Here is a 19,079-nt window from a genome sequence, read left to right as displayed (position 1 = left end):
GGGGAGGCAGCGGGGTCCCTACAGGGAGAGTTTCCTCTCGACCGCGGCGCCCACGATGGTCGGTTCCACCGGGGCGGAGCCGGTGGGCGCCCCGAAGTCGGCCACGATGCAGGTGATGTTGTCGGGGCCGCCACCCCGGTTGGCGAGGTCGATGAGCCAGCGGGCCGCCTCATCGGGGTCGGAGATCTCGGTCAGCGTGTTGAACAGGGTCTCGGGACCGACCACGGCGGTCAGGCCGTCGGAGCAGAGCAGGTAGCGGTCCTCCGGGTAGGCCTCGCGCAGTGACAGGTCCAGCTCACCGTCGCCGGTGCCCTCAAGGACCCGCAGCACCATTGACCGGCGCGGGTGCTCGGCGGCCTGCTCAGGGGTGATCCGCCCCTCGTCCACCAGCGACTGGACCAGGGTGTGGTCATGGGTGATCTGGTAGAGGGCGCCGTCGCGCAACATGTAGGCCCGGGAGTCTCCGACATGGGCCAGGGCGAAGGTGGCGCCGTCCCAGAGCATCGCGGTCAGGGTGGTGCCCATGCCGCGGAGCGTGGGATCCTGCTCGCTCATGTCGCGCAGTGTGTGGTTGACGTCCCTGGCGGCGCCCTTGAGCGCGGCGAGCAGGTCGACACCGCCGGTGGGAAGGGTGTCGTCCAGCGCCGCCATGGCGGTGACGGCAAGTGAGCTGGCGACCTCTCCACCCGCATGACCACCCATGCCGTCCGCTATGGCGAGCAGGCGCGCGCTCGCGTAGCCCGAATCCTCGTTCGCCTCACGGCGGACCCCCACGTCGGAGCGGGCCGCGTAGCGCAGTGCCAGTGGTTGGTTCAGTGCCATGAAGGCAGTAAATCATTGGTTGAAGCACTTCACAAGCAAAGACGTTGTAGACCGTTGCGGCACAGTCAACTACTGTGGCCCAACATGGAGGAGCGCCAGGAGATCACCGTGAACGCGGGCGACATCGCCCGGCTTGCCGGGGTCGGCAGGGCAGCGGTGAGCAACTGGCGCCGCCGCCACGAGGACTTTCCCCAGCCGGTGGGCGGCACCACCTCCAGCCCGCTGTTCTCGCTGCCGGAGATCGCCGTGTGGCTGCGCGCGAACGGCAAATCCTTCGAGGTCTCGCTCGGCGACCTGGTCTGGCAGCGGATGCGCACCTCGGTCGACGACCTCAGGCTGGGCGAACTGGTGGCCAAGGTCGGCGCGTTCCTGCTGTTCCTGCGCCGTGAGCCCACCGCCTGGCGTGATCATGGAACGAAGTCTCTCACCCGCATGGCCGAGGTGACGACCGATCTCCCCGGCTCCGCCGATCTTCGCCTGGACGATCTGGCCCTCGTCCGGCTGGTCGCCGAGCTGGCCACCGAACGCGACCCGCTGGAGGTCTTCGAGTTCCTGTGCGAGCGCTACGTCGAGGCGCACTCCCGCCAGCTCTCGGTCACCAGGGACGATGTGGCCGAGCTCATGGTCCGGCTGGTGGTGCGGGAGGGGGACGTCGTCCTGGACCCGGCATGCGGTGTCGGAACGCTGCTGCTGGGCGCGGACACCTTGACGGCCCGGCGGGGAAGCGCTTCGACCGGCGGGAAGACCGTCCTGATGGGGCAGGAGGTCAACGAGACGAACGCGCTGCTCAGCGCGGTTCGGGTGCTGCTGCGCGGGACCGAGGCGCGGATCGTCGCCGGTGACTCGCTCCGCGAGGACGGCCTGGCCGGTGACGTGGCCGACGCCGTGGTCTGCGACCCGCCGTTCAACGAGCGGGTCTGGGGTCACGAGGAGCTCGCCGGCGACCCGCGCTGGGAGTACGGCCTGCCGCCGCGCGGTGAGTCCGAGCTCGCCTGGGTACAGCACTGCCTCGCCCGCGTGCGGCCGGGCGGCCTGGTGGCGATCCTGATGCCCACCGCCGCCGCCAGCCGGCGTCCGGGCAAGCGGATCCGCGGCAACCTGCTCCGGGCGGGAGCGCTGCGGGCCGTGGTGACGCTGGCGCCCGGCGGCCCCGACCTGTGGATACTCCGCAGGCCCGACGGCGGGCGCCCGCCGTCCCAGCTGCTGGTGGTGGACGCCGGCGAGGACCTGTCGGTCGTGGAGCCCGCCTGGCGCGCGTACCTGGAGAACCCCGAGGCCGAGCTGTCCGGCGAGAGCCGCACGGTGCGCATCATCGACCTGCTCGACGACGAGGTCGACCTAGCCCCGGCCAGGCACCGCCCGCAGCACAGCGGCCTCGACTTCCCGCGCGACTTCACCGAGGCCCTGGCCAGGTTCATGGAGACCTCGGCCACGCTGTCGGAGGCCACTCCCGCCCTGGAGCTGCTCGCCGAGCGGCAGGACCTGCCGACCACCACGGTCGGCGAGCTGGCCAAGGCGGGGCTGATCACGATCCTGCAGGCGCCGCCGAGGATGTCGGCGGACGAGGGCCCTCTCCCCGTGCTGACCGCCGACGACACCGCGGCGGGCGCCTCACCCTCCGGCCGTACCACCCTCGACCCGGCACTGATCATGATCAGGCCCGGCGACGTGGTGACCACGGTGCTCGGCGCGGTCAGGGTGATCACCCAGAGCGGAGCGGCGCTCGGCCCGCAGCTCACGCTGTACCGGGTCGACCCGCAGCGGCTCGACTCCGGGTTCCTGGCCGGTTTCCTGCGCTCGGCCGACGCGGCCAGGGTCCATCCCAGTTCCAGCCGCCTCGACGTGCGGCGGGCGAGGGTGCCCATGCTGCCCCTGTCCGACCAGCGGATGTACGGCACGGCCTTCCGCGAGCTGTTCGAACTGGAGGACAGACTGCGCGCGACGAGGGCGCTGGGGGAAACGCTGATCCGGCTAGGCTTTGACGGACTGGTCGACGGCCATCTCCGGCCGTGCGACCAAGGGGCGTGATGCCCGCACGTCCAGGGGAGGGTCGATGGTCATCGGCGACCGATACGTGCTCGACGACCTCCCTCTCGGCCAGGGGGGCATGGGGGCCGTCTACGGCGGCCATGACAGGCATCTCGACCGCAGGGTGGCCGTCAAGTTCCTGAGGTTCCTCACCGGCCCCGACGAGGAGCTGAAGCGGCGTTTCCTGCGCGAGGCCCGCATCCTGGCCAGGCTGGAGCACCCCGGCGCACCGGTCCTGTACGACTTCGGCACCTTCGACCAGCGACTGTTCCAGGTGATGCAGTTCATCGAGGGCGTCACCGTGGCCGACGTGGTCAGCGAGCACGGCCCGCTCCCCGTGCCCTGGGCCGCGGCGATCGCCGCCCAGGCCTGCGCGGTGCTGACCGCGGCCCACGCGTTGTCCGTCTGCCATCGCGACCTGAAGCCGACCAACCTGATGCTCTGCCCCGACGGGAGCGTCAAGGTCCTCGACTTCGGCCTGGCGGTGCTCCGCGAGGCCGACTCGACGCAGTTCACCCGGGTCGGCCAGATTCTCGGCACCCCGTCGTACATGGCACCCGAGCAGATCCAGCGCGGCCTGTCCGGTCCCCGCAGCGACCTCTACGCCCTCGGATGCGTGCTCCACGAGATGCTGACGGGCCGCCAGCTGTTCACCGGTCCCACCGAGTACGCCGTGTTCGAGCGCCAGGTGAAGGAGCGCCCGCCCGAGGTCCCGGGGGTTCCCGCCGAGCTGAACCGCCTCGTCGCCGACCTGCTGGAGAAGGACCCCGACAACCGTCCCGCGGGCGCCGACGTCCTCTACGAGCGACTGCAGCCCTTCGCGGTGGACCTGCCGATGCTCCCTGGCTTCCTGCACCCGTCGTCGGTGCCGAGCCCGGGCCGGATGTACGCACGGATGGTCGGCCGGGTCCTGGCCTGACCCGCCCTCACCGGGCCTGGGAGGGGTCCTTCGCGTCCGGCTCGGCGTCCGGGGCCCGGTCGCCCGACACGGTGGCCTCGATCTCGCGGGCGGCCCACTCCGCCCACTCGTGCTGCAGGGCGGAGAAGCGCAGACCCCACTCCAGGGCGAGCCGCCCGTGGGCGGAGAGCAGGTGGGGGGAACCGAGGTACGGGGGCACCCGGCTGAGCCGCTCGTGATTCTCGGCGGCCGCCGCGCCCTGCCGCCGCAGATACGCGCCCGCCTCGGCGGGGTCGACCACGCCGAGGAAGAAGACCCGGAGCATCATGTCACTGCGGCGGAGCGGCTTGGGCTCGACCTCGAGCATCCAACGGCGCAGCTCGGCCATGCCCGGCTCGGTCAGCTCGTACTCCCTGCGGCCCCTCGGCCCCTCGGCGACGGCCTCGATCAGCCCGGCCTCGACCAGGCGGCCCAGCTCGCCGTAGAGCTGGCTCTGGGTCGCGGGCCAGACGTTGGCGAGGGAGGCGTCGAAGACCTTCATCAGGTCGTATCCGCTCGCCGGACCTTCGGAGAGCAGGCCAAGCAGCGCGTGTCGGAGGCTCATGACGGCATTCTAAGTTCCTACGTTGACATGTCATTAACGGAACTTCTAGTTTTGACATGTCATAGATGGAATATCGAAGAAGGATTATGACCCCGTCCTACCTACAGGGAAACCTCGCGCCGGTTCCCGATGAGATCGACGCCCATGACCTCCAGGTCGAGGGAGCCCTCCCCGCCGAGCTGAGCGGGCGCTACCTCCGCAACGGCCCCAACCCGCTGCCGGGCCAGGACCCCGGCCACTGGTTCACCGGGCACGGCATGCTGCACGGCGTCCGGCTGCGCGACGGCCGCGCCGAGTGGTACCGCAACCGGTGGGTGCGGACCACCAGCTTCACCGACAACGCCCCCTTCATGACTCCGGAAGGTCCCGACCTGGCCGCCGTCATCGCCAACACCAGCGTGATCCGGCACTCCGAGCGGATCTTCGCGCTGGTCGAGAGCGGCCTGCCGTACGAGATCACCCCCGAGCTGGAGACGGTCGGCGCCTGTGACTTCGGCGGCAGGCTGGCCACCGCCATGACCGCCCACCCCAAGAAGGACCCGCGCACCGGGGAACTGCTGTTCTTCGGCCACGGGGTCGTCCCCCCGTACCTCACCTACCACCGGCTGTCGGCCGAGGGCGAACTGGTCGAGAGCCGGGAGATCGAGATTCCCGGGGCGGTGATGATGCACGACTTCGCGATCACCGAGAACCACGTGGTCTGGCTGGACCTGCCGGTGGTCTTCGACATGGAGGTGGCGATGGCGGGCGGGAGCGTGCCCTACCGGTGGGACGACGCCCACCGTGCCCGCCTCGGCGTCATGGGCCGGGCCGACGGCCGGGTGCGCTGGTTCGACGTGGACCCGTGCTACGTCTTCCACGTGGGCAACGCCTACGAGGACGCGGCGGGCCGGGTGGTCCTGGAGGCGGCCCGCTACATCCCGCGGAACTTCCAGAACGCGTGGGCGGGCGTCAGCGACGACACCGGGGCCGCGGGACCCATCGACGTTCCCGGCCCCGGCGCCGAGGGAGCCGTCGAGCGTGGGGCGAGCCTGTACCGCTGGACGCTCGATCCGGCCGGTGGCGTCGCGAAGGAGGAGCCGCTCGACGACCGCCCGATCGAGTTCCCCTCGGTCAATGAGGCGCGCATCGGTCTTCCCAGCCGCTACCTGTACACCGTCACCGGCAACGGGATCGTCAAGTACAACACGGGCACCGGCGCGAGCCTTCTACGGGATACCGGCGGCGAGGCGGGCGAGGCCGTGTTCGTACCGGCGGAGAACGGGCGGGCCGAGGACAACGGCTGGCTGATGTCGATCGTCACCTCGGGCGACGACTCGGCGCTGTGGGTGCTGGACGCCGGCACGCTGGAGTCCGTGGCGACGGTGCGGCTGCCACGCCGGGTGCCCACCGGCTTCCACGGCTCTTGGTTCGCCGACGCCTGACCGCCTCCACGGTGCCCCGTGGCCGGCGATCGGGGAGAATACGCCCCGTGGAAGGGCGATGGGTCGAGGTGGCGGACCGGGTGCTGGTGCGGCGGTACGCCGAGCTGGACCTGTCGGTGGGGCTGGTCGTGGGCGACGGCGGTTGCCTGGTGGTCGACACGCGGGGAGACGAGCGGCAGGGGGCCGAGCTGGTCTCGGAGGTCAGGCGGGTGACATCCGCCCCGTGGGCGGTGGCGATCACCCACTCGCACTTCGACCACAGCTTCGGTACCCGGCCGTTCCTCGACTGCCCCGTCTGGGCGCACGAGGGCTGCCGGACCGACCTGGCCGAGAACGGCGGCCGGGCCAGGGACGAGTGGGCCCGCCACTACCGGGATCGGGGACGCGCGGACATCGCCGGTGACATCGCGAAGACCGGGATCGCGCTGCCGGACCACCTGGTGACCGGCCGGGCGGAGCTGGCCGTCGGTGGTCGCCCGGTCGTCCTGGCCCACCTCGGCCGCGGCCACTCCGGCAACGACCTGGTCGTCCACGTGCCGGACGCCGGCGTGGTCTTCGCCGGGGACCTGGTGGAGAACGGTGCCCCACCTGCCTACGAGGACGCCTATCCCCTCGAATGGCCGGCCACCCTCGCCGGGCTGCTCGACCTCCTCGGCGACGGCGACAGCGACGGCAGTGGCGGCGGTGGCGTCGTCGTTCCCGGCCACGGCGACCCGGTCGACCGCGCGTTCGCCGCGGCCCAGCACGCGGAGATCACCGCCCTCGGCCGCCTGTGCGAGCGGGTGGCGGCGGGCCTGCTCTCCCCCGCCGACGCCGTACGCCTGTCGCCGTACCCGGAGGAGACCACCAGGACCGCCCTTGGCCGCCCCTGTTGAGCGCGGCTCAGATCTCCTTCTGGAGCCCGGCTGTCGGGTCGAGCCGGCGCGGCCGGTCCCCGATCCTCGGGTGATGCAGGTCGAAGGCCGGCCGCTCCGAGCGGATGGCCGGGATCGAGGTGAAGTTGTGCCGGGGCGGCGGGCAGGAGGTGGCCCACTCCAGCGAGTTGCCGAAACCCCACGGATCGTCCACGGTCACCCGCGGGGCGCGGCGCGCGGTGTGCCAGATGTTGTAGAGGAACGGCAGCGTGGAGGCGCCGAGCACGAACGCGCCGATCGAGGAGACCAGGTTGAGCGTGGTGAACCCGTCGATCGGGCTGTAGTCGCCGTAGCGGCGCGGCATGCCCTGCGCGCCCAGCCAGTGCTGGACCAGGAAGGTCGCCTGGAAACCGATGAACAGCAGCCAGAAGTGCAGCTTGCCCAGCTTCTCGTTCAGCATCTTGCCGGTCATCTTCGGCCACCAGAAGTAGAAGCCCGCGAACATCGCGAACACCACGGTGCCGAAGACCACGTAGTGGAAGTGCGCGACCACGAAGTACGAGTCGTGCACCTGGAAGTCGAGCGGCGGGGAGGCCAGGATGACCCCGGTCAGCCCGCCGAGCAGGAAGGTGACCAGGAAGCCGACCGCGAACATCATCGGTGATTCCATGGATATGTGCCCGCGCCACATGGTGCCGACCCAGTTGAAGAACTTCACCCCCGTCGGGACGGCGATCAGGAACGACATGAAGGAGAAGAACGGCAGTAACACATGGCCGGTGGCGAACATGTGGTGCGCCCAGACCGTCATCGACAGGCCCGCGATCGCGATGGTCGCACCGACCAGACCGATGTAGCCGAAGATCGGCTTGCGGCTGAAGACCGGGATCACCTCGCTGATGATGCCGAAGAACGGCAGCGCGATGATGTAGACCTCCGGATGGCCGAAGAACCAGAACAGGTGCTGCCAGAGCATCGCTCCCCCGGTCTGCGGGTCATAGATGCGGGCGCCGTGCCTGCGGCCGGCCTCCAGGGCGAGCAGCGCGGCGGACAGTATCGGGAAGGCGATCAACACCATCAGACCGGTCAGCAGCACGTTCCAGGTGAAGATCGGCATGCGGAACATCGTCATCCCGGGGGCCCGCATGCAGATGATCGTGGTGATGAAGTTGACCGAGCCGAGGATCGTGCCGAGACCCGCCATCACCAGGCCGACGATCCACAGATCACCGCCGACCTGCGGGGAGTACGGCGCCGTGGAGAGCGGCGTGTACGACGTCCAGCCGAAGTCGGCGGCACCGCCGCTGGTGATGAAACCGAACAGGACGATGATGCCGCCGAAGAGGAAGAGCCAGTAGCTCACCATGTTGAGCCGGGGGAACGCCACGTCGGGCGACCCGATCTGCAGCGGCATGATCACGTTGGCGAACCCGGCGAACAGCGGGGTCGCGAACAGCAGCAGCATGGCCCCGCCGTGCATGGTGAACATCTGGTTGTAGCGCTCCAGGCTCACCACCTGCATGCCCGGCTGCATGAGCTCCGCCCGGATGATCATGGCCATGAGCCCGGCGACCATGAAGAAGACGAATGAGGTGATCATGTACAGGTAACCGATCACCTTGTGGTCGGTGCTGGTCAGCCAGTTCACGACCAGTGAGCCCGGCACTCGGTTGGGCGGCGCCGGCGGTGAGATCGGCGGCTCCTCACGTGACTGCTCGGAGGTCGTCACAGCCCACCCCCCTCGGGAACCGGCTCGTCCACAAACCGGCCCGTCCTCGAACCGGCGCGGCATCCGATCCCCGCCGCCTTCCATCCCGCCATCCCCAGGAAAGGCCGCTCCCACTCGCCCCCTTCCGCCATCTTGCCCGCGCGCTGACCTGGCGATTAATCGCCCTCATCCGGACCTAACCGGTCCGAGTGGGCAACACCGGACGACCCACCGTGCTTGACCCGGGAGCAGAGAGGGCACTCCGCTGGAATACGGAGCGTCGAAAGGAACCACCTCATGACCCAGCGACAGCGAGTCGTCGTGATCGGAGGAGGGTTCGCGGGCTTCACAGCGGCTCGCACCCTTTCCAGGATCGCGAAGGGCGCGATCGAGATCGTCCTGATCAACCCGACCGACTACTTCCTCTACCTGCCGCTGCTGCCCGAGGTCGCGGCGGGGATCCTCGACCCGCGCAAGGTGGCGATCCCGTTGGCGGGAAACCACCCCGGCGTGCGGCATCTGCTCGCCACCGCGGGCACCGTCGACATCGAGGCGCGCCGCCTGAGGTGCACGGACGCCGAGGGCACCCCCCGCGAGCTGAGCTACGACCGCCTGGTGATCGCGGTCGGCAGCGTCAACAAACTGCTTCCCATACCCGGCGTCGCCGAGCACGCCCACGGTTTCCGCAGCATCGCCGAGGCCCTCTACCTGCGCGACCACCTGATCCGCCAGATCGAGCTCGCCGCCATCTCCGACGACCCCGAGGAGCGCAGGGCCCGGTGCACCTTCGTGGTCGTGGGCGCCGGGTACACCGGTACCGAGGTGGCGGCTCAGGGCCAGCTGCTCACCCTCGACACCCGCAGGAGGCTGCCGGAGCTGCGTGACCAGCCGGTGCGCTGGATCCTCGCCGACATCGCCCCGCGCATCCTCCCCGAACTCGACGAGCGCCTGTCGCGGACCGCGCACCGGACGCTGTCGGAGCGGGGCATGGAGATCCGCACCGGTACGAGTGTGGCCGAGGCGACGGCGGACGGCGTCGAACTCTCCGACGGGGAGTTCGTGGCGACCCGGTCACTGATCTGGTGCGTCGGCGTACGCCCCGACCCGATGGTGGAGTCGCTGGGGCTGCCGACCGAGAAGGGGCGGCTGCTCGTCGACGAATACCTGCGGGTGCCGGGACACCCGGAGATCTACGCCTGCGGCGACGCGGCCGCGGTGCCGGACCTCACCCGCCCCGGCGAGTACACCGCGATGACCGCCCAGCACGCCGGCCGCCAGGGCAGACGTGCCGCCCACAACATCGCCGCCTCGTACGGTCGCGGACGGCTCCGGCCGTACCGGCACAACGACCTGGGGTTCGTCGTCGACCTGGGCGGGGCCGCCGCCGCCGCGAACCCGCTGGGCGTGCCGCTGTCGGGCATGGTCGCCAAGGCGGTAACCCGGGGTTACCACCTGCTGGCCGTCCCGCACGGCCGGGCGCGCATCGCCGGGAGCTGGCTGCTGGACCTCGTGCTGCCTCGCCAGACCGTCCAGCTGGGCATGGTCAGCGGCGCGGAGGTCCCGCTCGCCTCCACCGTCCCCGAGCACCCACCCGGCGTGAGCGCCCCGGAGCCCGAGCCGGTGAAGCAGGCCTGAGCGGGGGAAGCGTAAAGGACGGCGAGATCTTCGACCCTGCCGGCGACGCCTCACCGGAGCGGGGTAAGGGGCCGGGTATGGCAGAAATCGGTTACACGATGATGTGCGAGCAGACGCCCGCCAGGCAGCTGGTCGAGGACGTCGTCACGGCCGAGCGGGTCGGCTTCGACTACGCGGTCATCTCCGACCACTACTTCCCGTGGCTGGAGGAGATGGGGCACTCCCCGTACGCCTGGTCGGTGCTCGGCGCGGCCGCGCAGGCCACCGCGCGGCTGCCCCTGATGACGTACGTGACCTGCCCGATCATGCGCTACCACCCGGCGGTGGTGGCGCAGAAGGCGGCGACCATGGGGGTGCTGAGCGAGGGCCGCTTCACGCTGGGGCTGGGCGCGGGGGAGAACCTCAACGAGCACGTCATCGGGGAGGGCTGGCCGTCGGCCGACACCCGGCACCTGATGTTCAGGGAGGCCATACAGATCATCAGGGAGCTGTTCGAGGGCGAGTACGTCAACTACCGTGGCGAGTTCTTCGACGTCGACTCGGCCAAGCTGTTCGACCTGCCCGAGCAGCCCGTCCCGCTGGCGATCGCCGCCTCCGGCGGCCGTTCGGGGAACATCGCCGCCGAGCACGGGGACGCGCTGGTCGCGATCGACCCCGACGCGGACCTGGTGCGCGGGTTCGCCGACGCAGGCGGCGCGGGCAAGCCCGTCTACGGCCAGCTTGCGATCTGCTACGACCCCGACGTGGCGACCGCCATGGAGCGGGCGCACCGGCTGTGGCGCTGGTCCGTGGCCGGCTGGAAGGTCATGGCCGAGCTCCCCGGGCCCGTCAACTTCGCCGCCGGCGCCCAGACCGTGCGGCCGGAGGACATCGCGGCGAGGGTGCCGTGCGGTCCCGACGTGGACGCCGTGGTGGAGGCGGTGCGCGCCTACACCGACGCCGGTTTCACGCACGTCGCCCTGGTCCAGATCGGCCACGAGCAGCAGGGCATGTTCTTCGACTGGTCCGAGAAGGAACTGCTTCCCGCCCTGAACCGCCTCTAGCGGCTCCTGGCCGGATGATTCCCGGCAGGAGCGTGCGGGGCGCCGGATCTCCGGCACGCCCGGCGGCGAGACCGACGACGAGACCGACGACGGTGTCCATGCGAACCCGATCCGAGTCTGCGAGCCCTCTGCTCAGAGGGAGTGATGGCCAGGCGGTTCCGCAGGGGCGTACAGGGAAGGTTCACCCAGATGAACGACGTGTGGGATCTGGCGGTCGTCGGCGGTGGGCCTGCGGGGGCGGCGGCCGCGCTGCGCGCGAGGCAGCTCCGGCCTGACGCGCGGGTGCTCCTGCTCGATCGGGCCGACTTCCCCCGCGACAAGGCCTGTGGTGACGGCATCGCCGCCCACTGCCGTGACGAGCTCGCCCTGCTGGGCATCCCCGACCTCATCGCCGACTACCGGCCGACGCAGCGCCTGGCGGTGGTCTCCCCCGGCGGCGCGCGCGTCTCGGCCACCTCCGCCCGGCCCAACCACGTCGTTCCCCGCAGGGTCTTCGACGCCCGCCTCGTCGACGCCGCCCGTGCCCGCGGTGTCGAGGTCCGCCGCCACCACGTCCGCTCGCTCGCCGTCCTCGACGGCCACATCGTCCTCGACGGCACCGTCACCGCCCGCGCCGCCGTCGCCGCCGACGGGGCCAACTCGACGATGCGGCGCCTCATCGGCGTCTCCCCCGCTCCCGACAGGCACACCGCGATCGCCGTACGCGGCTACGCCGACGTGCCCGCCGACGACGACGTGCAGTCCATCTTCATGCAGCAGGACGGGTGGCCCGCGTACGCGTGGTCGTTCCCCATCGGCGACGGCACCGCCAACGTCGGCTTCGGGATGCTCCTGCCCAGGCTGCGCGCCACCGGCCGGCCGGGCCGCGAGGTGCTGCACGGCCGGCTCGCCGAACTGCTGCCCCACCTGAGCGCCCACGACCTGCGCGCCCACCACCTGCCCCTGTCCCCGGGGCGGCCGAGGCCGGGCTCGGGGCGGGTGTTGCTCGCCGGTGACGCCGCCGGTCTCATCAACCCGCTCACCGGCGAGGGCATCTACTACGCCCTGGTCTCCGGCCGCCTCGCCGGCGAGGCGGCCGTGCGGGCCGCCGCCGACCCGCTGCCCGCCTACCGGCGCGAGCTGAGGAAGGCACTCGGGCGGCACCTGCGCACCACGGACGTGCTCGCCCTCGCCGCCCAGTCGCCCGGCTTCATCGACGCGGCGATCGACACGGCCGCCCGCCGCAAGGAGGTGTTCGACCTGCTGGTCGACGTGGGTCTCGGCGCGGGCACCGTACCGCTCCCGCTGGCGCTGGCCGTGGTCCGCCGCTGGATCGCGAGCGGCGTCCGACGGCGCTGAACACCGCACGCGCACGCTCCCCAGGTGGCGGCCGCTTCCCCAGACCACGTGAGAACCAACGACGCCGATCCGCGCGTCGTGGTCCTCATCGGTTACGTGAGAATCACCGAACGGCTCAGGTTGCGTGGACTGTCCGGGTCGAGACCGCGCGATCGGGACAACTCGACCGCCAGGCGCTGGGCCCGGACGAGGTCGGCCAGCGGGTCGAGTTCCGCGGCCGTGGTCAGGGCCCCGGTGCGGGTCAACTCCTCACGCAGTTCCTTCGGACCGCCGAAGAACCACACCAGGCTGTTCTCGTCGGCGATGCTGATCGGCCCGTGCCGGTACTCCATCGCGGGGTACGCCTCCGACCAGGCCAGGGCCGACTCCCTCAGCTTCAGTGCCGCCTCCTGGGCCAGGCCGTTGGTCCACCCGCTGCCGAGGAAGGTGAACTGCCGCCGCGAGAGCGCCCCCTCGGGGAGCGGCGCGGCGAGCGCGGCCTCGGCCTGCGCGGCCAGGTCGGCGGGAGCCTCCCCGAGGTGCGCGCGGAGCAGGGCGAGCCCGCTGGTGGCGAACCTGGTCTGCACCACGGAGCGCTCGTCGGCGAACTCCAGCGCGATCACCGTCTCCGCCAGGCCGGACACCGGGGTCGCGGGGTCGGCGGTGACGGCGACCGTCGGGATGTCCCCGGCCGCGCCGAGGGCGTGCAGCACCTCCGTGGTGGTCCCGGACCTGGTGATCGCCACCAGCCGGTCGTAGCGGCGCGCGGGCAGCTCGGAGGCGGCGAACGCGTCGGTCTCCCCCCGCCCCGACCGCTCGCGCAGGACCGCGTAGGCCTGTGCCATGTAGAGCGAGGTGCCGCAGCCGATCACGGCGACCCGCTCGCCCGCCTCCGGCAGGCCCGCCGGGCCCGCCGCGCCGAGCTCCAGCGCCCGCCGCCAGCACTCGGGCTGGCTGGCGATCTCCCGCAGGACGTGCTCCATGCGCGCCTCCCCATCGATGCTTGTTCATCTTCGCGACATGCCGTACACGAGCGGGCCCGGCGTACGCGGGCACGTCACGCCGGTGACCGTCGGAGGCGTCGCCGTGCCCGTGTCGCACCGGCCAACCGGAGCACCTTCGCCGACCACTGTGGATCATCGCATGCCGGTGAGGCCCCGGGGAAAGGGAGTGCGCGGAGGAACGGCGGGAGACCGGGACGCGGGATCCCGCCGTTCCTCGCAGGATCATCCGCCGGCGATCACCTTGTCCGAGCCCAGCGCCTCGGCGCGGGTCTTGAGGGTCGTACGGAGCGACGTGGCGTCGGCCTCGACCTTGGCGGTGTCGGCGCCCTCGTTCAGCCGGTAGGACTTCACGATGTCGTCGAGCAGCGTGGCTGCGGCCCCGCCTCCCAGGAGCTTCTGGTACAGGTTCCGGTACTGCTCCTCGTAGACCTTCTTGAAGGCGGGCGTCTTCAGGAACCTGTCCTTCAGCGCGTGGCCCATCCGCGGCCCGCCCATCGGGTTGTTCTGACGGGCGCCGCCCTCCTGACCGGCACCGTCCTGCGGCCGCCCGCTCCGCGTCGGCTGAACCTGTGGCTGCCCGTTCCCGGCCGGCTGGGACCGCGAGCCCTGTGCCGGCTGAGCCTGGGAACCCGCCCCCCGCGTCGGGCCGCCCCCGCCGAACCCCATGCCGATCGCGTCGTTCGGCCCCGCCGTGGCGTTGCCGTTGAAGGCGAAGTTGAGGTCCCAGGTGATGACGGTGAACTTCTTGCCGTCCAGGTCGTACCACAGGTAGTAGTTACGCCCGGGACCGCTCATGTCATCGAAGTTGACCATCAGGTTCTGCAGGACGAGATAGCGGGCGAAGGACTCCACGTCCACCCGGTCGGCCAGCCCGGCGGCGAACTCCTCGTCGGAGGCTTGCTCCACCCACTTGACCAGGTCGATGACCGGTTGCAGGTCCTTACCTCCCACCTTGTTGACCTGTTTGAAGTCGGTGCCGTAGGCGGTCTGGTCCTCCCCCTTGTAGCTGAAGCCACTTGAGGCGAGCGACTTGTACAGCACGCCGTCGCCGAGCCTCTCCGCGTATCCCTCGTCGAGATACTCCACCAGCAGACGCGGAGACGAGGAACGGCCGTTGACCGTGAACGAGCTGTAGGCGTACCGCTGGGTCGGCTCGCCGGCCGCGCCGACCAGCGAGATCGCCAGTGCCTCGTTCAGCAGGGTCGAGGACTGCCCGGTCGCGGGACGCACGGCCAGCTGCGAGTGCCCCTGGTAGCGGCGCCCCTCCACGAACTCGTCAAAGCTGATCAGCCAGGGCAGGTTCTCGGGTTCCTCCGCCTTGAGCGCGGTCATCGGACCACCCGGACCCCGCCCGGGTCCTGCCCCGCCACCACCCGCACCGCCGTCCGGCGGCTGAAATCCCTCCGGCGGCTGGAAACCCTCGGGAGGCTGGAAGCCCTCCGGCGGCTGGAAGTTCCCCGGGCGCCCGCCGCCGGGGGCGCCGCCCCGCCCCCCGGTGCGGGACTTGCCGTTCCAGGTGAGCCCCATCAGCGTGGAGTTGCCCTTCAGCCGGATGCCCACGCTCGGCAGGGTGGTCCCGTCGATGACCAGGTCGGCCTCTACGTACTTCTTCTCCCCCTCCTTGAAATACTCCTCCAGCATGTCCCGATAGGCCCCGTCCTTGAACGTGATCTGGACGCTGTGCGAGATCGCGGTGTCGAAGACGTCCTGGGTGCCCGCGATGTCCTGGGTGACCGTCCGCGCCGCGCTGACCTGCCCGGTGGTCACGTAGGGCCGGATCGTCCCGGTGCCGAAGCCCGCACCCACCACCAGCAGGAACACGGCGAAGAGGGCGACCACCCTCCAGTGGTGCCGGAGCCTGACCGGAATCCGGTGCCGCAGCCGCGGCCGGTTCTTGGGAATGGTCACGGCGGCCTACAGGTCGGTCTGGTCGTACCCGGTCAGAACCGTGACCGGCTGGCCGCTGTTGCGCTCCCGCAGGGCCAAGATCAGGTTCGCGGGCTCGCCGCCCTTCTTGATCTTGACCGTGTACATCAGCTCGGTCAGCGCGCCACCGCGGATCGACTCCATGCTCACCAGTTCGAACTCGTCGGTGTGCCGGATCAGCACGTCCTGGATCGTGTGGGTGTAATCCTCGTCCGAGGGCACCTGGACCTTGACCACCTGGCGCTGGACGTTCAGGTGGAACCAGTTGAAACGACTCATGATCATGATGACCAGCGAGATCGCCACGGCGGCGACGGCGGCCAGAACGTAGAAGCGGGTGCCCACGGCCATGCCGACGGCCATCACCAGGAAGATGAAGCCGACATCCCGGGTCTCCTTGATCGCGTTGCGGAACCGGACCACGGAGAGCGCGCCGACCAGTGCGAACGCGCGCGCGATGTTGGAACCGACGACCAGCATGATCAGCGAGATGATCATGCCGAGGATGACCAGCGTCTGGACGTAGGACTGACTGTAGGAGACGTTGCGGTGCGTCGCCCGGTACACCCAGCCGATCATCACGCTGAGCACGAACGACAGCGACATCGCGATGGCGATGTCCATCACGCTGAAGGTGCCGGACAGGTCCTGAAAATCAAAGTTCATGGGGGTTACGCCTCCATCAGGCGGAGTGGGGGTCATGGTCAGGGACATGGAAGATCGACCGAGGGGTCCGGCCGAAGGCCTCCACGCTCTGGCAGTACTTGGAGACCCGCACCACCTGCAGGTTCCGTTTGGCGGTCAGATCGGTGAGCCAGTAGGGAACCCGCTCGTTCGCCTTGACCTCGATGATCGATTTGGTGGGCGGGACGATGAACCGGTTCTGGGCGTCGGCACCGATGTGGAAATCCCGGTCACGGCCCCGTACGCGCTGGTCGAAGGTGACCCGGAGGCCGACATCGGCGTCCCGGCCCACATAGGCGTGCCGCTGGTAGCCGGTCATCGCGGTGGCCCGCAGATCGAGCCGGCAGACCAGGTCCAGAACCTCCTCGACGAAGGGCCGCTCCGCCTCGGTGTGCTCGACCGGCTCACGCCCGTCGCACAACCGCAGCGCGTCGGCGTACGGCAGGCAGACCCGGCGCTTCTGGGTGACGCGGTTGACCCGCTGCTTGATCTCGACGAACACCGGGGTGTCCGCGGCGACCTTGAAACGGTCGCCGTAGTGCCTGATCCGCAACTTGCGCCGGAACTTCAGGCCCTCGATCTTCTCCCAGTAGAAGCGGAGCCCGCGGGTGTCGTAGTAGACACTCCAGATGCCGTACCCCTCGTCCCCGCTGTGAGCGTCCCGGTCGAGTCGCCGCTCCATCTCGCCCCGGAGCTCGTCCACCAGAGCGGTGTCGACCAGATACTTGATCTCGTACCGGTTGAACGCGTGCAGCCTGCTCGGCGCACGCAGCGCGCGCCCGGCATCGGACACCCGCCCCTCCCCGCCACCGTCCCCGGGGTCTGCGGGGCTGTCTGCGATCGCGGACGACCTGCGGAGTCTGCGCAGCATGTTGCTCCATTCGAGAGAGCGTCGGCGGACATGTCACGGTGCGAACCCGGGAGCGACGTGTCCGAGCCCCCGGCACGGAACGCCCCGGACGCGCACGTCCCGTGAGCGGCGGTCCGCATGGCGAGGCCGCCCGGCCGGAACGCCCGGGACGGCGGCTCACGGACGTCAGGCCCGTCACCGACGACCAGCGCCTTCACCGCGGCCGAACCGTTCATGACGTCGTTCTACGTGCCCTCGATGAGAGTCGTCTGAGAAGCGGGTCAACTTCCGTTCATTCAGCGGACGAACGGTAGTAACCCACCGTTAAGCACGGACCGCGAACAGGACCGGGCCTCTCCCCTGACGGATACCCGATTGTCGCGTTTCATCGGAAAATTTCCGCTCATCACCCCAAAAAGTTGTGACTCTAATTCACAATATGTTTCACTGTGTTACAGCGCAGTAGCACCTCTCTACTTCCCCCATACCGAGGAGAGTGCGTTGAGTCAGCCCCCCAGCACCGAATTCACCGGAAATCCCGATGTCGTCAGGCTGTCGGCGAGCCTGCTCGACCGCCGGGACGGCGACTGCGGAGACTTCGCGGCGGTCAAGGCTCGCCCGAAGCTGTGGCCGCGGGTCTCCGAGAGGCGTAGGTACGCGCCCTGGGAGACCTTTCCGCTCGGCCTGGTGATGGACGTGCTCAACGCTGTCGAGTTCGAGGCCGCCCCGATCGACGAGGCTCTGCTGAGGACCCTCGGAAACGCCCGCGACACCGTGCATCCGGGGGTCGCCAACTGGATCGAGCACGCCTGCCACACCTACCTGGAGGTCTCCGAGAGCCTGGCCGCCACACTCGCCTCCGAGGGGGTGGAGCTCCGGCCCGAGCACCGGCCGCGGATCGTCCAGGGCGGCCGGTCCCCCGCGGAGATGCGATCCCTCACCGTGTGGGGCCGGTGGTACGGCGCACCGGACGGTACGACGGTGGAGTTCCGGCGGATGCGCCTGCGCCGCCCCCTGGGCGGCACGGATATTCCGTCCACCCAGGCGATGGCGTACGTGGCGGCGGCCGGCAAGCAGGTGACGGACCCGTCGGAGCTGCATCGCGCCATCCCCGTCCCGGTACGGCCCGTTCCCGTCCCCCGGCGAGTGCGGGTGGTCGAGGTCGGGTTGACCACCGGCACGGACCGGGTCCTTGTCGACACGACGGATCTGGAGGAGATCCGCGGCGCCTACACCTCGAACGTCAGACCCGCGACGGCCCGGCTGCTGGCCGGTGGCGGCCGGACCCCGGGGCGAGACTGCGCCGAGTGCAAGGTACGGGCCTCCTGCGGGGACCTCGCGCACGCGCCAGGCCTGCTCGGCCTCGACGACCGGGGCACGCACCGGCGGACATGGTCGATCACGACATCCCGGTACTACCAGGTCTGCCCGGCACAGGCTCACCTGCGAGAGCTCCGGCTGCCCGGCGACTGGGAGACGAGCCCGGCGGCCGAGCGCGGCCAGCACGTGCACGCGTGGCTTGAGGCCGCACACGGCCGGGGAAGGACCTGCGTTCCCGCGGACCTGCCGGAGGTGGACGCCGATGACTGCGGCCTCGCCGACGAGTTGATGGAGCGCCAGGAGTACCACCGGGCCCGGCCGTACCTGCTCCGGCATCTGGCGGTATGCCCGCTGCGCGGCCCGGACGAGGTCACCGAGGTCAGACCCGAGCCGAAGATCGCCGCGTACGACGCGCGGGCCGATGTGATGGTGCTCGCCCACCCGGATCTCCTCCGCCGGGTGGGCGGACGCCTCGTCTACCGCGAGCAGAAGACGTCGGCCGTACCGCGCGGCATCACCGCGGGAAACGCGCTGGAGATGGTCCCCCAGCTCGCCCTGGCGGTCCGCCTGATCGCCGCCGGCGTCTTCGGGGACACCGACGGGCTGGTCGAGTTGGAGCAGCTCACCCCGGACTCCGCCGAGGTGCTCACCTTCGACGTGACCGACCCGGCGACCGTCTCGACCGCCCAGGCGGTCGTCCTTGACCGGGTCCGGCCCTGGCACCGCGATGTCGCCTTCCGCGCCGCCCCGGGAGCCTGGTGCCGGTTCTGCCCGGTTTCCCGCTGGTGCCCGAGTGCCTCCGACACCCCCGCACACGTCACGGACGAGCTCGCCTTCGACCCCCGCACCGGGGAGATCCTGGCAAGCCCCGGCCGGTTGGACAGTCGCGTCGAGGCGATCGCGGCCACCCTCGTCGATCCCGAACCCGACGACGAACCTCCGTTCTGAGCGGTCGACTCGAG

At 70.4% G+C, this 19,079-nt stretch carries 15 protein-coding genes; 8 read left to right on the top strand and 7 right to left on the bottom strand.

What is annotated here, in order from left to right; translation table 11 throughout:
* Positions 1-18: 18 nt before the first annotated feature.
* On the bottom strand, positions 19-822 hold the full coding sequence (locus ABZU75_RS12545) for a protein phosphatase 2C domain-containing protein (protein ID WP_350928034.1): 804 nt from the start codon (positions 820-822) through the stop codon (positions 19-21).
* Between the two features lie 84 nt (positions 823-906).
* On the opposite strand from ABZU75_RS12545, the gene ABZU75_RS12540 reads away from it, so the two are divergent.
* Both ABZU75_RS12540 and ABZU75_RS12535 read left to right on the top strand, forming a co-directional pair.
* Positions 907-2,850, top strand: a complete 1,944-nt coding sequence (locus tag ABZU75_RS12540) for an N-6 DNA methylase (RefSeq protein ID WP_355552786.1) — start codon at positions 907-909, stop codon at positions 2,848-2,850.
* 25 nt (positions 2,851-2,875) lie between these two features.
* On the top strand, positions 2,876-3,769 hold the full coding sequence (locus ABZU75_RS12535; RefSeq protein WP_350928038.1) for a serine/threonine-protein kinase: 894 nt from the start codon (positions 2,876-2,878) through the stop codon (positions 3,767-3,769).
* A gap of 7 nt (positions 3,770-3,776) precedes the next feature.
* Here ABZU75_RS12535 and ABZU75_RS12530 read toward each other — a convergent pair whose 3' ends face one another.
* Positions 3,777-4,352 carry a PadR family transcriptional regulator gene (locus ABZU75_RS12530; RefSeq protein ID WP_355552781.1) on the bottom strand — a complete coding sequence of 192 codons (576 nt, stop codon included), beginning with the start codon at positions 4,350-4,352 and terminating at the stop codon, positions 3,777-3,779.
* Between the two features lie 86 nt (positions 4,353-4,438).
* Between ABZU75_RS12530 and ABZU75_RS12525 the strand changes: the two genes are divergently transcribed.
* Positions 4,439-5,776: a carotenoid oxygenase family protein gene (locus ABZU75_RS12525; RefSeq protein WP_355552778.1), complete on the top strand. Its 1,338-nt coding sequence runs from the start codon at positions 4,439-4,441 to the stop codon at positions 5,774-5,776.
* 47 nt (positions 5,777-5,823) lie between these two features.
* Positions 5,824-6,651 carry an MBL fold metallo-hydrolase gene (locus ABZU75_RS12520; protein WP_355552775.1) on the top strand — a complete coding sequence of 276 codons (828 nt, stop codon included), beginning with the start codon at positions 5,824-5,826 and terminating at the stop codon, positions 6,649-6,651.
* Positions 6,652-6,658: 7 nt separating this feature from the next.
* Here the strand turns inward: ABZU75_RS12520 and ctaD are convergent, their stop codons facing one another.
* Entirely contained in the window at positions 6,659-8,323 is a 1,665-nt protein-coding gene (gene ctaD, locus ABZU75_RS12515) for a cytochrome c oxidase subunit I (protein WP_355552827.1), read from the bottom strand.
* Positions 8,324-8,635: 312 nt separating this feature from the next.
* On the opposite strand from ctaD, the gene ABZU75_RS12510 reads away from it, so the two are divergent.
* The 3 genes from ABZU75_RS12510 to ABZU75_RS12500 all read left to right on the top strand — a co-directional run bounded on the left by ABZU75_RS12510 (position 8,636) and on the right by ABZU75_RS12500 (position 12,354).
* Positions 8,636-9,973, top strand: a complete 1,338-nt coding sequence (locus ABZU75_RS12510) for an NAD(P)/FAD-dependent oxidoreductase (protein ID WP_355552772.1) — start codon at positions 8,636-8,638, stop codon at positions 9,971-9,973.
* A 77-nt stretch (positions 9,974-10,050) separates the two neighbouring features.
* Entirely contained in the window at positions 10,051-11,016 is a 966-nt protein-coding gene (locus ABZU75_RS12505) for an LLM class F420-dependent oxidoreductase (protein ID WP_355552769.1), read from the top strand.
* Positions 11,017-11,160: 144 nt separating this feature from the next.
* Positions 11,161-12,354 (top strand): geranylgeranyl reductase family protein, encoded by a 1,194-nt coding sequence (locus ABZU75_RS12500; RefSeq protein ID WP_355552766.1) that lies wholly within the window; start codon positions 11,161-11,163, stop codon positions 12,352-12,354.
* Positions 12,355-12,446: 92 nt separating this feature from the next.
* Here the strand turns inward: ABZU75_RS12500 and ABZU75_RS12495 are convergent, their stop codons facing one another.
* The 4 genes from ABZU75_RS12495 to ABZU75_RS12480 form a co-directional block, all read right to left on the bottom strand.
* The gene (locus ABZU75_RS12495) at positions 12,447-13,316 is read right to left on the bottom strand and encodes a sugar isomerase (protein ID WP_355552763.1); all 870 of its coding nucleotides are present in this window, start codon (positions 13,314-13,316) and stop codon (positions 12,447-12,449) included.
* Positions 13,317-13,559: 243 nt separating this feature from the next.
* The gene (locus ABZU75_RS12490) at positions 13,560-15,245 is read right to left on the bottom strand and encodes a CotH kinase family protein (RefSeq protein WP_355552760.1); all 1,686 of its coding nucleotides are present in this window, start codon (positions 15,243-15,245) and stop codon (positions 13,560-13,562) included.
* A 6-nt stretch (positions 15,246-15,251) separates the two neighbouring features.
* Positions 15,252-15,929, bottom strand: coding sequence for a DUF4956 domain-containing protein (locus tag ABZU75_RS12485; protein ID WP_355552757.1), 678 nt, complete (start codon positions 15,927-15,929; stop codon positions 15,252-15,254).
* Positions 15,930-15,945: 16 nt separating this feature from the next.
* Positions 15,946-16,818 (bottom strand): polyphosphate polymerase domain-containing protein, encoded by an 873-nt coding sequence (locus ABZU75_RS12480; protein ID WP_355552754.1) that lies wholly within the window; start codon positions 16,816-16,818, stop codon positions 15,946-15,948.
* 480 nt (positions 16,819-17,298) lie between these two features.
* Between ABZU75_RS12480 and ABZU75_RS12475 the strand changes: the two genes are divergently transcribed.
* Entirely contained in the window at positions 17,299-19,065 is a 1,767-nt protein-coding gene (locus ABZU75_RS12475; protein WP_355552751.1) for a PD-(D/E)XK nuclease family protein, read from the top strand.
* The last annotated feature ends 14 nt before the right edge of the window (positions 19,066-19,079 follow it).

Source organism: Streptosporangium sp. NPDC005286, assembly GCF_040607515.1.
In the GTDB taxonomy this organism is placed as follows: domain Bacteria; phylum Actinomycetota; class Actinomycetes; order Streptosporangiales; family Streptosporangiaceae; genus Streptosporangium.
Note: the sequence above shows the minus strand (reverse complement) of the source record. Positions and strands in the feature narration are given on the sequence as shown.

What these genes read in the sequence shown, in the direction of transcription:
- ABZU75_RS12530 (WP_355552781.1), bottom strand. Translation starts at nt 4,352, where the DNA reads ATGAGCCTCCGACACGCGCTGCTTGGCCTGCTCTCCGAAGGTCCGGCG.
- ABZU75_RS12500 (WP_355552766.1), top strand. Translation starts at nt 11,161, where the DNA reads ATGGCCAGGCGGTTCCGCAGGGGCGTACAGGGAAGGTTCACCCAGATG.
- ABZU75_RS12525 (WP_355552778.1), top strand. Translation starts at nt 4,439, where the DNA reads ATGACCCCGTCCTACCTACAGGGAAACCTCGCGCCGGTTCCCGATGAG.
- ABZU75_RS12545 (WP_350928034.1), bottom strand. Translation starts at nt 822, where the DNA reads ATGGCACTGAACCAACCACTGGCACTGCGCTACGCGGCCCGCTCCGAC.
- ABZU75_RS12535 (WP_350928038.1), top strand. Translation starts at nt 2,876, where the DNA reads ATGGTCATCGGCGACCGATACGTGCTCGACGACCTCCCTCTCGGCCAG.
- ABZU75_RS12540 (WP_355552786.1), top strand. Translation starts at nt 907, where the DNA reads ATGGAGGAGCGCCAGGAGATCACCGTGAACGCGGGCGACATCGCCCGG.
- ABZU75_RS12485 (WP_355552757.1), bottom strand. Translation starts at nt 15,929, where the DNA reads ATGAACTTTGATTTTCAGGACCTGTCCGGCACCTTCAGCGTGATGGAC.
- ABZU75_RS12495 (WP_355552763.1), bottom strand. Translation starts at nt 13,316, where the DNA reads ATGGAGCACGTCCTGCGGGAGATCGCCAGCCAGCCCGAGTGCTGGCGG.
- ABZU75_RS12480 (WP_355552754.1), bottom strand. Translation starts at nt 16,818, where the DNA reads ATGCTGCGCAGACTCCGCAGGTCGTCCGCGATCGCAGACAGCCCCGCA.
- ABZU75_RS12505 (WP_355552769.1), top strand. Translation starts at nt 10,051, where the DNA reads ATGGCAGAAATCGGTTACACGATGATGTGCGAGCAGACGCCCGCCAGG.
- ABZU75_RS12510 (WP_355552772.1), top strand. Translation starts at nt 8,636, where the DNA reads ATGACCCAGCGACAGCGAGTCGTCGTGATCGGAGGAGGGTTCGCGGGC.